This window comes from Affinibrenneria salicis (assembly GCF_008710095.1).
The window spans coordinates 254883-270093 of sequence record NZ_VYKJ01000001.1 but is presented as its reverse complement, the minus strand read 5'-3'; the positions used below and the strand labels follow the sequence as shown (position 1 = coordinate 270093).

Here is a 15211-nt window from a genome sequence, read left to right as displayed (position 1 = left end):
TCTAAAAAATCATTATTAAAAGCACTGAAAAAGTTAGTTTTTATTGTTAAATAAATATTTTAGTATGAAAGCTCATCTGTAAATGTGAAAATCAATGCTATATCATTAAATCTCACTTCGTTCTCACTTAATCTTATTGTAGACGTTAGTATTAATGGCTTGAAAATCAGAAAAATAAAAATGTCGAAATAGAAAGTAAGAAGGTTAACTTCGATTCATAGTCGAAGGAACCGACACCAAATTAATCGCCTAAACTCATTTTTCCAAGCTTTAATAACCTTTTGAGGGTTGAGATGAATTTTCTTTCAGAAATTATGCCTAAATTGGCGATAATAGTACCATTGTGCATATCGGTTTTTGTTATTTATATTATAGTACAGACGAGACAAACTGCATCAGAGGATAAAGGACTTATAGCAGATGGTGAGGAGATAAATGCAGAAATTGTATCGATACAATATAATAAAAATCAAAATGCCCCCGGAGTATTATTTGCTACTATTACAGTTAGATTCTTCTATAGAGAAAATTCAGTCTCTGCCTCCAGGGGAGTAAGTTTTCCTGTTTATAAAAGTGAAGAAGTTAATGAAGGGAAGTTAATAAGAATAAAGTTTAATAAAAAAAATAATCAAAAAATAATTTTCCTGGATTATAATAATTTTTAGCTTTCAGGTTAGTATATGATGAAATAGTAATAGTGTATATTTATAGGTGTTTAAAAATAAAAAGATGAATTAAAAATAATATTTTTATTTAAAAAAATATCCCGCAAATTATTTTTGTGCCTATGTAACGCCTTGATAAATTTTACATGTGTATTCCCCCTTCCTGCTATTGGTATGGCGAATGGAATAAGTTAGTGGTTAAAAATATTTATTCACTTATCGATATATGCATTACAGAGTGAGAAAAATTAATATAGATGCTCCAAATGTTAAGAGAAAAGCAAAGGCTCATAATTAAAGTTATACCGATAATTCATTCGGCCGGACAGGAGCATCATAGAGTGTAACAGGAGGTTCTACAGGTTCTACTGCTTTAAGCGTATTTTTCAGCGGATTGTCAGTATCAGTCGGAGCTTTAAGTATAAAGAATAAAATATTTTAACTAAAAAATAGTACAGGTAAGATCAGGTTTATTAACAGTGCTGATGTCTCTGTAGGTTATATTGGCATGTTTTTTAGAGCAATTACACCATTTTTCTACGTGAGCTATTATGAAACTAGCTGATATTGCTATGTATACCGGGTTGTATATTCGTGGTGGATTAGTGGTGTTTGTATGCATAGTAATAAGGAATACTGTCATAGATACAAAAAATGAAAAGATCTATATAGCTTCATATATTGATTTTTCCTCCGGAACCTGCCAGCGCCAACACTGTAAATTTTTCAGGAGAGAAAAACGGTTCTATTATGAAAAACTATTTAATAGTATTATTGAATAAATTTTTATTAATGATATTTGGTTAGGATGTTTTTACTAATCACATTGTTATATTAGGGGGCGTAACTATTTTTTGAACAATTTAGCGCATGTTTTAACCATAAGAAGTCTTTTTATTTGGTTCGCTACGATTTCCCTGATGATGCCTGGGTACTGATTTATTCTATGTTGCCGCCTGAAAGCGAGACCTCCAGAGGTGGCCGTCCTTATTCTGAGCTCAGACAAGTAATGAATGGCCATATTTTAGGACTGTATTCAGGCGCTCCTGGCGGTATCTTACCGAACGTTACGGTTACTGGAAAATACGAAGAAAAGGAATACCTAAATCTCACCTGAAAGCCGTGCTGGTTGATAAGGGATATTCTAATCGGTCTCTACGTTATCAACCAAAAATAAAAGGGATAAAAGCGGCCATTCCGTTCAAATAGAATGAAAAGTCCAGTCTGGACGGACGCCGAAGACTGGATATGCGCCTGTACAAAAAATGTAATGTCGTGGAGCATTGCTTTGCAATGCTAAAAGAAAACTGTTGTGTCGAAATGCATTCAGAAAAAACGGCCAGAAACTACCTGAATATGCTTAAACTGGACTCGAACTGGTCGTTTTTAAGGTACACGCACTGGCTTTGCTCAGGATAAGATGGATTTTGTATCGAAGTATGTTAACTGTTGGGCTGCTACTGCAGCATTCAAAAGAGTAAGCTATTCTGCAACAACGGTAGATGTTTCGTATAAATTGCTGGCTTTTGGTCGAACGACGGTGAATGCGCAGCGTGTTGAAATGGCTCGCGTCGAAAGTGGCAATTTGCGTACAGCTTTATTTGCTTTGTATCTTTTAATGTGATTAGTATTTAAGGAAACCTATGACTACGGCTGGTATTGTTAATATTGCTTTAACAGTTTTTATTTTTATCGTTGGTTTTTTGTAGCGAATAGAATAGTAAAACGCTCTGCAGAGAGAGAGAGCGTTGACAGCCAATGGTGCTGTAGTAAGAGCAACTATTCTTTCGATGCACCAAAGCGGACTTTTTTTAAATAATAATCCTGTTCTGGAATTAAAATTAAAAATAGAGACTGAACCGGCTAATAAATCATGGCTGGTTGAAAAGCATCAGGAAACCGCCTTTTTGATTGCGCTGAGTTCGTATGAAGTTGGCGGTGTATACGATGCCCGTATGGGAAAAAATGAGAATGATATTCTGCTGGTGAAGGATGAGAGCGGCAATCCGGTGCGTATTGAATAATTATCAATGTTTTTGATGGGAATTATGCACTCTGAAATAATATTTTACGGTGGACGTATTTGCCGATTTATCTGTTAAAGGATCGACGCACTTATGCGACCAATATGGGCATTATGTTGTGCAGCCAATACTGCACCAAAGACAACGCCAGCTACTTGTTCTTTGAGGGTCACCTCGGCAGCGAGTCATTTGATATGCACTCCGAAAAAGATATGAATGTTTCGGTGGAGAATGATAAACGGGTGACGATCGACGGAAACTGCTTTACCGTGATTAACAAGGGGCAGCAGGATACGATGGTGGGGAACGCCACGTTCCACTATAAGGCTAAGCGCGATACTACGGTGGACGATGTTGAAAGCAACACCTTTAATAATAGCCAGACGACGAAGCTCAAGAATGGCAGGAAGCTTGAGATCATCAATGACGGTGATGAGAGCAAGATTACCGGGGATCAAACCCTTAAACTGCAAGGTTCTCAAATTGAGCATATTGCTGAAAAGAAAAAAATCACTATAGGCGAAGGTTTTTCTCTGGAGATTATGGCTGGCGGGAAAAAACAAAAATCAAAGGTGATGCTACTTTTAATATTGATAGTTCAATGAGTGAAAATGTCAGCGAGGGGATTTCATTTTTTCGCCTAAAGAAATTATAATAAAAAGTAAAACGAAAGTTTTTATTGACTCTCCAGTGTTTTAACATAATGATAAGTCTAAAACTATAACTTCTAACGTTGTTTCTGAATTTATTAAAGACAATTTAACAGTAAAGTTAGCAACAGCAACATTTAAAGGAATTGACCTATCATTCACTAATTATAATGGTAGTGTAAAGGGTATTATTTTTAATAAAACTATTTTTGATGTGTCAAACACTGATGGGAAAACTGAGTTTGTTACTTCGGTGAAAATTGCAGTAAGTGGTTTAAAACTTAACTTGTCTAAACTTAATGTTTTTTTAAGGATAAAGACAATGAAAGAAATAATAGTAATATTTGTTATAATCGGTTTTTGTTTTTATATGGGGCGTGATTTTTACATAAATAATCAGATAAATAAGAATGGAGTTATTGCTACAGCAAAAATAATAAAGGCCAAACACTTAAGCGGGAATGATGGAGGAAGTATTAATGGTCGTTTTCAGGTTTACTTTATCAATGAGCATGGTAATGAGGAAGAGTTGACGTTTGATACGACGATTCCACAACTATATGCGCCCCGGGTGCAAGCAGACATGGCTATTGATATAAAATATCTTCCGAATGACCATAGCAAGGCATTATTTATATTTAAAGATAATTAATGATTTTTATTGTGAGCCTTAAACCACCATCCTTGAGATGTGGTTATTTCCCCTGCAGGACTATAGTTCGGAGAATCAGGTGAAAATATATCCAGATTTATTATTTTGTGATTTAAATAAGCAGGGATACGCTTTTTCGAACGGTGACGCGTGACCTGATGTGGATGACAGGTTATTTTTTAGTCCTCCTTCTGCGTATCAAAGCCACCTGCTATGCCGGAGAGCAGTTAAATAGCCTTCAACCTTATAAAAAACAGCAGGATACGTTGTAGGGATACGATATGTATCTCGTGATAGAACGGTTGTTGATGTTGAAAGCAATACGTTCAACAACATCCAGACGACGGAGGTCAAGAACGACGGGAAGCTTGAGATTATTAATAACGGTAATGAGAGAAAAATTACTGGGGATCAAACCCTGCTCCTTGACGGCAACAGAAAGGAGACAATAACCGGTAAGAATGATGTCTATATTAGTGTGTGTCCCTTAACCTCCCTGCATACCAAAAAGTGATGCAGTAATCATTTCCGGAATGTGTTTGCGGGTTGAATATTGAGCATTTTTAGGACTGTTTTTATCGCTTAAAGGCGTTTTTGCACAGTTATAACAATGCTGTACTGTACAAAAAACAGTTACGGGACACACCCTAGTTATAGCCAGGGCGGGACTGTACTGTTCAAAATAAATCAATAATGAATTAAAAATTATATTAAATGCATTTAATTTATTCCCGTCAGTAATTTGCCTCATAATATGTTCGTAAAACGCTCTGTTTGGTTTTGTTCTGACCAGATGTTAAGGGGGTTAACAAAGTACAATTCCGCCTTGTGTGATACCAGTGGAGTAACCATTAGGTCTGGCGAAACCTTGACGATTAATGGCGGTAGTCGTAAGGAAAACATCACCGGAGACGTAACCACCGAGATTAATAGTAACTGGCATCAAAATATTGTTACCAGTGAAGCTAAGATATATTCGCCAAATAAGATTACGATTAAAAGCGATACGACTGTTTTTATTGATTCACCCGAATTTGTGCATAATGATGTGAAAAAGACGAACCTTGCGCAGGATGTTTTAGATTTTGCATCGAAGTTTGTTAGTTTTTCTACGGTTAGTGTTGCTGTCAAAGGCGGTAATTATGCAGTAACTGCGATAGATGTTGCGCATAAAGGGGAGACATTCGGCCGTTCAATCGTGAATGCACAACGTGTTGAAGCTGCTCGTGTCGAAAGTGGCAGTGTCCGCACAGCCTTGTTTGCATTGTATATGGTTATATAATTAATATTAAGGTGATCTATGACAACGTCAGGCGTAGTAAATGTTATTGCAACATTAGTTATTGTTGTGGTTGTTTTTTATCTGGCAAACAGAATAGTTAAAAGTTCTGCCAGCAGAGAAAAAGAATTAACAGCCAATGGTGCTGTAGTAAGAGCAACTATTCTTTCGATGCACCAAAGCGGACTTTTTTTAAATAATAATCCTGTTCTGGAATTAAAATTAAAAATAGAGACTGAGCCGGCTAATAAATCATGGCTGGTTGAAAAGCATCAGGAAACTGCCTTTTTGATTGCGCTGAGTTCGTATGAAGTTGGCGGTATATACGATGCCCGTATGGGAAAAAATGAGAATGATATTCTGCTGGTGAAGGATGATAGCGGCAAGCCGGTGCGTATTGAATAATTATCAATGTTTTTGATGGGAATTATGCGCTCTGAAATGATATTTTACAGTGATCGTATCTGACGATTTATCTGTTAAATTATCGACTCACTTCTGCGACCAGAATGGGCATTATATTGTGCAGTAAAAACGTCACTAAAGACAACGCCAGCTACCTGTTCTTTGAAGACCGCTTCGGCAGCGAGTCATTTGGCATGCATGCCGAGAAAGATATGAATATTTCGGTTGAGAATTATAAGCGGGTGACGAGCGACACACTATTTACCGGGATTACGATGGAGGGGCGCTATACGTACATGGATTATGTTGAAAACCGCATCTTAAACGCTAAATAGCTTCGCATAATAGCTCTACACTTGCAGGACATGCATTCCACCAGTATTGGGCTCGCATGATGAAAAGTGGAGCATCAATATGCGAAGTTATTTATCTATACGGTGAATATCAGGAACTTCATTAATTACGGCGATAGTAATGTGATAATTAAGATAATGGAGAGGTTGAGGTTGATGGCATATGTGTACACCATGTGACAGAAATAGTTACTGAAGTGCTTGATTGCGGGTCATAGATAACTATTTTTCCTGTTAGGAAATAGAAAAATCCGGTATTGGTTAACATTACATTACTATTAAATGTAGCAGTAAGGCCGGCTACTGTTGAATATCCAGAGTTTGAAAGTAGAAATGCATCAAAAGACCTTTCGAGAAAATTTCTGTTGATGATGTAAAAATGAGATGGTGATGAAGGCTATTTACAATATAGTTAAAATGCTTATTTTTTGAGTGTACATAGACGAATGTTTTAATTGGCTCAGTATTTATCTCATAAAAGGTATTAAAAATAAACATCCCTCAAGAGATAGAATAAGTCTTCTTGTCCTTATTAATAGCGGGTCTTGCTTTATTCACCAAAGGTTTTACTTTGATTTTATAGGTTTAAAATGGCTACGTGGAAAGATATTTTTATTGCAGTTATATTGATAGTCCCAATATTTGCTGTTTGTCGGACGGTTTTATATTTATTAATTATTCCAGTTAAGGAGGGTTTTACACAGGCTCGTGTTTTGAAAAACGGCGTTGGTGCTAATGCAGATATAGTCTCAGTTCAGCAAACGAATGAATGGGGTGGGAATAAACCAGTCTGCAATATTACGGTCAGATTTATAACTCTGGATGGGAAGGAGTATGAAGCTAGTGTTAAAAAGGCTCTGGATATCAATGAAGTTGAAAGATTCAAAGCTGGTAATGGAACTACTATTAAATATGATCCCAAAAAACCACATAAGATAGCTATTTATGATAAGCCTCTTTTTCTTTAGCTGGATTTGTAAGGTGCAATGACTGGTTTCTCTTTTTTATTATTTTAATGATTATCTGTGCGTATGGTTTTGACGGTGATAGCAGGGTTATCTTCATATATTCAGTGATAACTGGAAAGGTGATTTATTAGCATAATACAATAGTCCATAAAAATTAAAGACAAATTTACCTAAGGTTGTTGTTTTTAATGATAATGATAGAGATGGGCGCAGATTAATTCTAAAAATTTTGTATAATTAACGGAAAGGTAATATGTATATAGTTAAATTTATTACAGATAACTTGACGGATCCATTTTTTTATGTCGCCATATTTGTCATGTTTTTTTTTGCTTATGCCTTAATAAGTATTCATCTTGGTGATATGAAAAAAAATAAAGTAAGGAAATATGGTGATGAGGCTATTGGTGAGGTTTTAGATATAAAAAGTCGATCCGGTGGAAATTCTGGCTTTGTCAATGTTGAGCTAAAAGTTTTATATGTGGATAAAAACAATAACAAACATGTATCAAAAGGAGTCACAGTAATTGATATGACTAAAATTCAGAACTTTCAGCCAGGGAATAAAGTTAATATTAAGTATATTATAGATAATCCAGATAAAATAATAATTAATATTCCATCCCCCTTAGTCAGAAGGAGTAGTTAATCCTGACTATTAATAGCGGTATCGGAAAAAATGATTATTGGAAACGTTATCCGTGACACTAATGATAACTGGCATTGGAATATCGTTACCGGTGAAGATAAGTTATATTAACCAGATAAGATTACGATTAAAATCGATACGGTAGTCTTTATTTGTTTTTCCGGGACTATGGTTGCATCTAAAGATAAAAATATAATCTCTACCTCTATTTTTTCAATAGAATAACATCACAAGTGAATGGCGCAATACATCTATTAATGATATGCTTAGGATAAGTTTTACTCCTGTAAATATAAGTACGTCTCTTACCAGTGTTGTTCATGCACCTATAAATTATGTACTTTTCCTGAACGAGGTGAAACTTCACATGCGAAATATAGCATTTGGTGCTTTGCGTTTGCTTATATGAAGGTTGAAAATATGATGGATTTCATTTCTGAATATGCGGTTATTATTGTTATAGCAATAACGCTGTCTATGTTAGCATTGGCTTTACACGGCCTGAAAGGTAGCAAGAAAGTGATTGGAGAAACAAAAGATTGGTTAAGTAGAGAACGATGGAAAGGTGAATTAAGAGAGACAAAACTAAAGTCCTGGGAACAGACAAATGCAACTTATGGAATGGATCATTTTTATAGTTTTAATTTTGATCTTGAAGTTAATGGTGATCTTAAGGAGTACTGTGCAGCAGCTTTAATTCGTGCTAACGATATATGTCGCCTAAAAAAAGGGTTGACGATAATAGTAAAATATGATGAAATGCCACCAAAAAAAATTGCTGTTACTGACGTTCTGTACGATGGGTGATAATTGATTTTAATGTTTATGCTTGTGAGTTTTGAAGGTGATAAATAGCTTGTCGCACTGATGCTTCATATATTAATTAATTATTCATTAGACCACCGCTATGTTTAATACAGCATAGTTATGCTGCAACATACATATACTTTTCATTCTGCAAATTGTATGTACATTATCTGGTTTATGTAGCCCAGTTACTTACTGATGTAAACTCTTGCGGATTATGATATATTCTGTACTTTATCGAAACCCTCCAGTTGGTTGAGTAAATTCGTTCCCGTGGCGTTTGGCGTTTGATTACCGCCTTGCTGTAACCTGAATTATTTTATAGCGCAGATGTTTCATATGAGATAATGGTTTTGGAACCATGTAGTTGTGAATATGGGGGGTATGCAACTGATCGGGGCAAGTGGTAATATGTTTTTTTCGTATAGTATACAATGGTGTGATCGTTATCAGGATGATTTATGACTACGTCTAATATTGTTGAATTGCTCTTGACTATTCTTATTTTTCTTTTTGCATTTTATTGGGCTAATAAAATAATTAAAGGATCTGCTAATAGAGAAAAAGAGTTAAAAAAAAGTGGCACTGTTGTAAGGGCAACGATTCTTTCGATGCGCCAAAGCGGAGTTTTTTTAAACAATAATCCGGTTCTGGAATTAAAGTTAAAGATTGAGGACGAACAAGCTGATAAATCATGGTTGGTTGAGAAGCATAGTGAAACTGCTCTTCTGATCGCTCTTAATTCCTATGAGGTTGGTGGTGTATACAATGCCCGTATGGGAAAAAATCAGAATGATATTCTGTTGATGAAGGATGAGAGTGGCAAGCCGATTCATATTGAGTAATTGTGAGTTTTCACTAAAGAAATTATGAACCTTAAATAACTCATTGCAATGGGTTTTATTTGATGATTCCCCTTTATAAGGAATGGTTCAACAAAACCATCAAATGGAGGGGGTGTGCAATGTGATTTTCTCTTTCATTTAAAAAATAATTCGGTAGCGAGGTTGGTGTAAAAATATTGTTCTATATTATTTTTTGTGAAAAGAGAAAGAAATATATTTATTTGTTATAAAATTAAATATTTTGGAGGGATACGGGTGGTTAAACATCTAAATAATTAATGGAAAATGATACTTTTCAAAAGTAAGCGAAAATTTTTATCAATAAAATCGTTGTCAAATTCTCAGCTGCAATATCGTATGCTGTGGCTATAAAATATATTGATTTTTTACGTTATTTTAAACGACAATGTTTCTTCTTCATTTTGAAGTGTCATTAGCTTTTAGTCTGAATGCATGTCTTTCTTGTTGGCAACTGGAGTGTTTTTTAGGGAATGGAAAATGAAACGACTGAAAGTAATTATAACGATATTGATTTTTATTCCGTTAATTCCTTTTATCTCTCTTTTCGGTTTTTTTAAGTTTATAGTGGTTGATGTATTTGGTTATGTTAAAACGGTTATTAAAAACGTGAACATATTGCGAGATGGTATTCCCACAAATGGTGAGATTGTTTCTATTTCTCAGGAAGGATTGAGGGATGCTGATAATCCAGTCTGTAAGATAAGGGTTTTATTTATTGATGGGGATGGTAATGAAAAAGAGGTTGACACAATTTCGGCTATAAATATTGTTGATATTCCTAATTATCAAAAAGGTAGTTTTATTATGATTAAATACGATCCTAAAGATTCGAATAAAATTGCTATTGATAATTAGCCGTAATAACCAGGCTGATTATAAATGATTTTATTTGTAAAATAGAATATAATCAGCCTGAACTTCCTGCGCGATGACCTGGTGGGGGAGACTGGCGGATAAGGCAAGTAACAACACAAATGTTACAGCGTGTTGGGATATTGTGTTTTTATTTAATTTATTACACTTAAAATAAAATATCGGCTGAGTCGTTGCTCATGAATGTAGCTAACAAAATGATCAATAATACAACAAGCTGTAAGCTGCCTGTAAATATTTATTCAATCGGGCTGATTAGACGAACCTGACGGACGTATTGCCTTATCGAAAGTATGTATACTTGCCATACTTTAATTTGCAGGTGCGTTGCTACGTTTGCTCACCCGAATCACTTATCTGGGTCAGCTCATTGGGATTTGCTCTCTTGCCGCATTCCTGCAACTCGAATTACTTTTCTGTAGATTAAAAATTGACGATGTCGTTGATTGGGCGGCAATGTTCTTTTGAGGTGAAAAATGAAAAAACTAAAAGGAATTATCACGTTATTGTTTTTGATTCCACTGATTCCCGTCATGTCATTATTTGGTTTTTTTAAGTTTATTTTTGTTGATTTTTGGGGATATGTTAAGCAGGTAGACAGGAATATTGATTTATTACGCGATGGTATAGCTACCAATGGAGAGATCGTTTCTATCTCTCAGACGGGCGGCATAGATGGTAATAACCCCGTTTGTAGAGTACAGGTGTCTTTTATCGATGGCGATGGCAACAGGAAGATAGCCGATGCGATTAGGGCAATAAAAATTGTTGATATGCCAAATTATCAGCGCGGATGTTTTGTTATGATCAAATATAACCCTAAAAAAACAGACGAAATTGCTCTTGATATATAATTTTTCTAAAGATGTTATCTTTAGTGATTGCTTTATAACGAGACGCAATAATAGTTTAACCCACATCGACTATTCTGGAACGGTTTCAGATCACGGAAAACCTACATGAAGGACCTTACAGCTAAATTACGACCATCAAGGGACTCGGCGGCGGCTCAGAATGTGAAGAAATTTGACTTAAGGATAGCTGCGTTGACTCTTTAAGAAAAAACGTATTGTTAACGAATGTTGTATGGTGGTATGTCGCCTCTGTTATATTCGTCATACTTAAGGTTGCCGATATGTTGGTTGCACTCAATTATTCGGACCGTCCCAGCGTCCCCCTCTTGCGGGTGCGCCGCCGGTCGCGTTCAAATTCGCTCACGACAAATTTTTTACGTTCTTACCGCCTTCCCGCAACTCGAATTATTTAGGGTATGGAATATAAAATTATCGACCTGCGTGCGTCATCGTTGATATATTTCACAACCAGTTAGTGACCGGCGGTTAAGGCTTGTCGCATATCAGTTCGCAGCCATACAGCCTGATCTTTACCAGGGACTCTCAGCATGAAAATTATTAAGCCACTGCGATTGAGCGTGTTAAATCGCCCCTTTCGCTGGCAGGGAAAAAATCATTTAGGCGTTTCGGTACTGGCGCTGGCTGATATGGGCGCGAGTCCAAAGTTGCGGCCCGAAGCGGAACTCTGGCAACTGGCCGCCGCTGAATTACAAACCTGCGGCGGAGTGATTGATTTAGCGATTCCAAAGGCTCAGGCTGAATTCCTCGCCACCGGCTATGTTTACAGCCATCACCAGCAGGATAAAACCGCCTGCGCCGCCCGTATCGAAATCGAACAATTGAGCAAAACGCTGGCGGTCTTTGGCGATCGTTACTGGGTCAACGGCAAACCGTCCGAACCGCTGCCTTTTACCGAAATGCGGCTGGACTGGAGCCGCGCCTGGGGCGGTGCGGGCTATGAGGATAACCCGCACGGCATCGGTTTCAATATGGAGGAAACCGACGGCTATAAATATTATCGTTTACCTAATATTGAGCCGCTGAAAGGGCGGATGACGTCGCCGCGGCAAAAACCGGAGCCTGCCGGCTTTGGCCCGCTGGATCTGATGTGGCCGCGCCGCTTTAGCCGCGTCGGTAAGAAGTACGATGCGCAGTGGCTGCAAAATGAGTTCCCTGGTTTCGCGCGTGATATCGACTGGCGCTTGTTCAATGCCGCCAGCCGCGATCAGTGGTGGGAAGAGCGCGATGCGCTGCCGCCAGAGGCCGAATGGCGCATCTGGAATATGCATCCCGAGAAACCTGTGCAGCAGGGACGACTGCCGCCGTGGCGCGCGCGCTGTTTTATCAATCGCCAGCGAGCGGACGAAACCCTGTTTGAGGAGGTCCCGCTGCGGGCCACTACAGTCTGGTTTTTTCCGCATCTGGAGCAGATGATCATCATCTGGCAGGGCAACGTGCGGATTAATGAGGACGACGCCGCCGATGTGCTGCAGCTGATTCCGGCGCTGGAAAAAAACGGCGCGGCGCGTTCCGTGCATCACTACCGTAAGGTTATGCAGCAGCGGCTGGATAAAGAAAAAGGCGCGCTGTTTGCCTTTCGTGAAAAAGATCTGCTGCCGGAGGAGGCGATCGGTCCCTGGCTGGATACCGACCTGCCGGAAAGCGAAAGCCCGATGCGCGATAATTTCCGCCAGCGCGAAACGCTGCTGCGCGAGCAGCATCGCGCCCGGCTGGCGGAGCAGGGCGCGGATATTGACGCGGTTCTGCCGCCGTTTGAAGAACCGGAAATGCCAGGGCTGGATGAATTGCCCGAGTTTATCGAGCGAATGGAGCAGCGGGCGGAGGAGATGCGCGCCGATGCGGAGGCGCGCATGGCGCCGCTGAGAGCTCAGCAGAACAGCGATGAGGACGACGAGAAGAAACCGCGCGGTCCGGAAACGCTGTATCGCATGCAGGAGATGCTGCAGAGCAACGATAGCGGGCTGAGCGAAAAAAAACTGACCCAGATGACCGACGCGCTGCATCAGATGTATTTAATGTCGGTGCAAACGCAGCCGCCGGCGCCGCGTCTGAAGGGAGATATCGCCGGCATTATTCGCCAGAGGGCGCTGGCGACCATGCGGTTGGGGGGCGACTTCAGCGGTATGGATTTCACCGGCGCCGATTTCTCCGGACTCGATCTGCGCGGCGCCGATTTTTCCCGCGCCCTGCTGGAATGCGTCGATTTCAGCGAGTGTCAACTGGATGGCGCCAAATTCAACGATGCGGTGCTGGCGCGCGCCGAATTTCACCACAGCTCGCTGCGCGACGCCGATCTGAGCAATGCCACTCTGGCGCTGGCGGAGTGCCGGCACAGCGATTTTTCCGGCGTCGTCTTTAACGGTACGCAGTTGCAGGAAGCCTGGTTCGAACGCTGTTGCTTCGGCGGGGCGACGTTCAACGATCTACTGTTCCATAAGGTGTTTTTCAGCCAGTTGGATTTCCGCAAGGCCACTCTGACCAACAGCGTTTTCCTTGAGCTTACGTTGCCCGGGCTGGATTTTTCGGCCGCCGGCCTGAATAAAATTGCCTTTATTAAATGTACGCTGGAACAGGTCGATTTCAGCCGGGCGCAAATGGAGAGCTGCTCTCTGGTTGAAAGCCAGGCCGTAAACGGCAACTTTACCGCTGCGTCGCTGACTACCTGCGCGTTTGCCTCCGGCAGCGTGCTTGACGGCGCGAATTTTTCCCACGCCACTTTGTTGCAAAGTAATCTGCGTCAGACTCCGCTGCAGCATGCCTGCTTTGCGCAGGCCAAAATAGAAAGCAGCGATCTGAGCGAGGCGAATTGTCAGCATGCCGATTTCACCCGCGCCAACCTGATGGGCAGCCTGTGCGTGCGTACGGATTTCCGCATGGCGCGACTGACGGACAGCAATCTGATGGGCGCATTAATGCAGAAAAGCCAGCTGGGCGGCGCCGATCTGCGCGGCGCCAATCTGTTTCGCGCCGATCTGTCGCAGTCGTCAATTGATGAGAGCACACAGTTGAATGATGCCTATACCAAACGGGTCAAAACGCTGCCGAAACGGGATGGAGAACTGATATGACAACGCTTAGCGCAGCGCAGCTGCAGCAGAAGGTGAAGAGCGGCGAGGCGGTAAGCAATGTGTCGCTGCGGGGAGCCGATCTGCGTGGATTGGATCTGTCCGGCGGAATTCTGCAGGAAGTGGATTTCAGCGCGGCCGATTTGCGCGAGACTAACCTGCATGAAAGCGTGCTGACCGAATGCAGGCTCAACGATGCGCGTCTGGACAACGCCCGGCTGCAGCAAACGGTATTTAACGATTGTGAAATGAATAATCTTAGCGCGGTGGGCACCACGCTGACCGAGTGCATATTTAATCAGTGCGCGTTGACCAACGCGCGATTCATGCGCAGCCAGCTTGATAAAACGCAGATGATGAAATGCGCGCTGCAGGGCAGTCAGTTCAGCGAAGCCGTGCTCGATCGCGCGACCTTCTTCGAGTCGCCGCTGGGTGAGGCGCGTTTTGACCGTCAGCGTTGTTTGCTGGTCACTTTCTATGGCATCGATCTGCGCCGTACGGATTTCAGCGCCACTACGTTTGAGCGAGTGGTGTTTTTTGCCTGCGATCATCGCGGTAAGTCTTATGCGCAGCAGCATTTCACCGGCTGCCAGTTTACTGACAACCTGCTGGACGGCGTCAATTTCAATGGCGCTCAGTTAACGCAGTGCAATTTTAAAGGCGCCTCGCTGAAAGGCGCGCAACTGCGTCAGGTGAATGCTTCACAGGCGCTGCTAATGCAGGCGGATCTGTCGATGGCGCAATGCCAGGGCAGTCTGTTTGATCAGGCGATACTGGTCGGCGCCTGCCTGCACCAGGCCGATTTCAGTCAGAGCCGTTTTTTTCAGAGTATCCTGCAGCGGGTTGACGCCCGAGGCGCTAAATTCGTGATGAGCGATCTGACCTATGCCGATCTGAGTTATGCCGACGTTAGCGGCGTCGATTTTCGTGGCGCCACGTTTTCCCGCTCCCGCTTTCATCGCGCCCGTCAGGACGGCGCGCATTTTTCCGATCGTAAAGGTATTATCGATTACGATGAGGAATTATTGAGCGCCGAAGCCTGGAGTGTGCAAAGACAAAGCCGTATTTAAAAGAAGGACG

At 40.8% G+C, this 15211-nt stretch carries 16 protein-coding genes; all 16 read left to right on the top strand.

Translation table 11 applies throughout. The annotated features are described in order from the left end of the window. The first annotated feature begins 293 nt into the window (after positions 1–293). The 16 genes from FJU30_RS01185 (at position 294) to FJU30_RS01105 (ending at position 15201) form a co-directional block, all read left to right on the top strand. Positions 294–665 (top strand): hypothetical protein, encoded by a 372-nt coding sequence (locus FJU30_RS01185; RefSeq protein ID WP_150433610.1) that lies wholly within the window; start codon positions 294–296, stop codon positions 663–665. A gap of 1420 nt (positions 666–2085) precedes the next feature. Further along, the gene (locus FJU30_RS01175; protein WP_150433609.1) at positions 2086–2289 is read left to right on the top strand and encodes a hypothetical protein; all 204 of its coding nucleotides are present in this window, start codon (positions 2086–2088) and stop codon (positions 2287–2289) included. A gap of 124 nt (positions 2290–2413) precedes the next feature. Beyond that, on the top strand, positions 2414–2689 hold the full coding sequence (locus FJU30_RS01170) for a hypothetical protein (RefSeq protein WP_223881491.1): 276 nt from the start codon (positions 2414–2416) through the stop codon (positions 2687–2689). A gap of 59 nt (positions 2690–2748) precedes the next feature. Beyond that, complete coding sequence (locus tag FJU30_RS01165) at positions 2749–3294, top strand: bacteriophage T4 gp5 trimerisation domain-containing protein (RefSeq protein ID WP_150433608.1); 546 nt, start codon at positions 2749–2751, stop codon at positions 3292–3294. A 367-nt stretch (positions 3295–3661) separates the two neighbouring features. Further along, positions 3662–3991, top strand: coding sequence for a hypothetical protein (locus FJU30_RS01160; protein WP_150433607.1), 330 nt, complete (start codon positions 3662–3664; stop codon positions 3989–3991). A gap of 868 nt (positions 3992–4859) precedes the next feature. Further along, positions 4860–5273, top strand: coding sequence for a hypothetical protein (locus FJU30_RS01155; protein WP_150433606.1), 414 nt, complete (start codon positions 4860–4862; stop codon positions 5271–5273). Between the two features lie 18 nt (positions 5274–5291). Beyond that, complete coding sequence (locus FJU30_RS01150; protein WP_150433605.1) at positions 5292–5675, top strand: hypothetical protein; 384 nt, start codon at positions 5292–5294, stop codon at positions 5673–5675. 116 nt (positions 5676–5791) lie between these two features. Next, positions 5792–6010, top strand: a complete 219-nt coding sequence (locus tag FJU30_RS01145) for a bacteriophage T4 gp5 trimerisation domain-containing protein (protein ID WP_150433604.1) — start codon at positions 5792–5794, stop codon at positions 6008–6010. Between the two features lie 608 nt (positions 6011–6618). Further along, complete coding sequence (locus FJU30_RS01140) at positions 6619–6996, top strand: DUF3592 domain-containing protein (protein WP_150433603.1); 378 nt, start codon at positions 6619–6621, stop codon at positions 6994–6996. A 253-nt stretch (positions 6997–7249) separates the two neighbouring features. Further along, on the top strand, positions 7250–7645 hold the full coding sequence (locus FJU30_RS01135) for a hypothetical protein (RefSeq protein ID WP_150433602.1): 396 nt from the start codon (positions 7250–7252) through the stop codon (positions 7643–7645). Between the two features lie 420 nt (positions 7646–8065). Continuing rightward, the gene (locus FJU30_RS01130; protein ID WP_150433601.1) at positions 8066–8452 is read left to right on the top strand and encodes a hypothetical protein; all 387 of its coding nucleotides are present in this window, start codon (positions 8066–8068) and stop codon (positions 8450–8452) included. Between the two features lie 461 nt (positions 8453–8913). After that, entirely contained in the window at positions 8914–9297 is a 384-nt protein-coding gene (locus tag FJU30_RS01125; protein ID WP_150433600.1) for a hypothetical protein, read from the top strand. Positions 9298–9795: 498 nt separating this feature from the next. Beyond that, positions 9796–10173, top strand: coding sequence for a DUF3592 domain-containing protein (locus tag FJU30_RS01120; RefSeq protein ID WP_150433599.1), 378 nt, complete (start codon positions 9796–9798; stop codon positions 10171–10173). A gap of 494 nt (positions 10174–10667) precedes the next feature. Further along, the gene (locus FJU30_RS01115) at positions 10668–11045 is read left to right on the top strand and encodes a DUF3592 domain-containing protein (RefSeq protein ID WP_150433598.1); all 378 of its coding nucleotides are present in this window, start codon (positions 10668–10670) and stop codon (positions 11043–11045) included. Positions 11046–11593: 548 nt separating this feature from the next. Then, positions 11594–14134 carry a DUF2169 family type VI secretion system accessory protein gene (locus FJU30_RS01110; RefSeq protein WP_150433597.1) on the top strand — a complete coding sequence of 847 codons (2541 nt, stop codon included), beginning with the start codon at positions 11594–11596 and terminating at the stop codon, positions 14132–14134. Further along, positions 14131–15201, top strand: a complete 1071-nt coding sequence (locus tag FJU30_RS01105; RefSeq protein WP_150433596.1) for a pentapeptide repeat-containing protein — start codon at positions 14131–14133, stop codon at positions 15199–15201. The genes FJU30_RS01110 and FJU30_RS01105 overlap by 4 nt, the downstream gene beginning before the upstream one ends. Positions 15202–15211: the final 10 nt, after the last annotated feature.

Bases quoted from the DNA above. Each gene is read 5' to 3' on its own strand.
- FJU30_RS01135 (WP_150433602.1), top strand. From the start codon at position 7,250: ATGTATATAGTTAAATTTATTACAGATAACTTGACGGATCCATTTTTT.
- FJU30_RS01150 (WP_150433605.1), top strand. From the start codon at position 5,292: ATGACAACGTCAGGCGTAGTAAATGTTATTGCAACATTAGTTATTGTT.
- FJU30_RS01105 (WP_150433596.1), top strand. From the start codon at position 14,131: ATGACAACGCTTAGCGCAGCGCAGCTGCAGCAGAAGGTGAAGAGCGGC.
- FJU30_RS01140 (WP_150433603.1), top strand. From the start codon at position 6,619: ATGGCTACGTGGAAAGATATTTTTATTGCAGTTATATTGATAGTCCCA.
- FJU30_RS01185 (WP_150433610.1), top strand. From the start codon at position 294: ATGAATTTTCTTTCAGAAATTATGCCTAAATTGGCGATAATAGTACCA.
- FJU30_RS01120 (WP_150433599.1), top strand. From the start codon at position 9,796: ATGAAACGACTGAAAGTAATTATAACGATATTGATTTTTATTCCGTTA.
- FJU30_RS01125 (WP_150433600.1), top strand. From the start codon at position 8,914: ATGACTACGTCTAATATTGTTGAATTGCTCTTGACTATTCTTATTTTT.
- FJU30_RS01160 (WP_150433607.1), top strand. From the start codon at position 3,662: ATGAAAGAAATAATAGTAATATTTGTTATAATCGGTTTTTGTTTTTAT.
- FJU30_RS01115 (WP_150433598.1), top strand. From the start codon at position 10,668: ATGAAAAAACTAAAAGGAATTATCACGTTATTGTTTTTGATTCCACTG.
- FJU30_RS01175 (WP_150433609.1), top strand. From the start codon at position 2,086: ATGGATTTTGTATCGAAGTATGTTAACTGTTGGGCTGCTACTGCAGCA.
- FJU30_RS01130 (WP_150433601.1), top strand. From the start codon at position 8,066: ATGATGGATTTCATTTCTGAATATGCGGTTATTATTGTTATAGCAATA.
- FJU30_RS01110 (WP_150433597.1), top strand. From the start codon at position 11,594: ATGAAAATTATTAAGCCACTGCGATTGAGCGTGTTAAATCGCCCCTTT.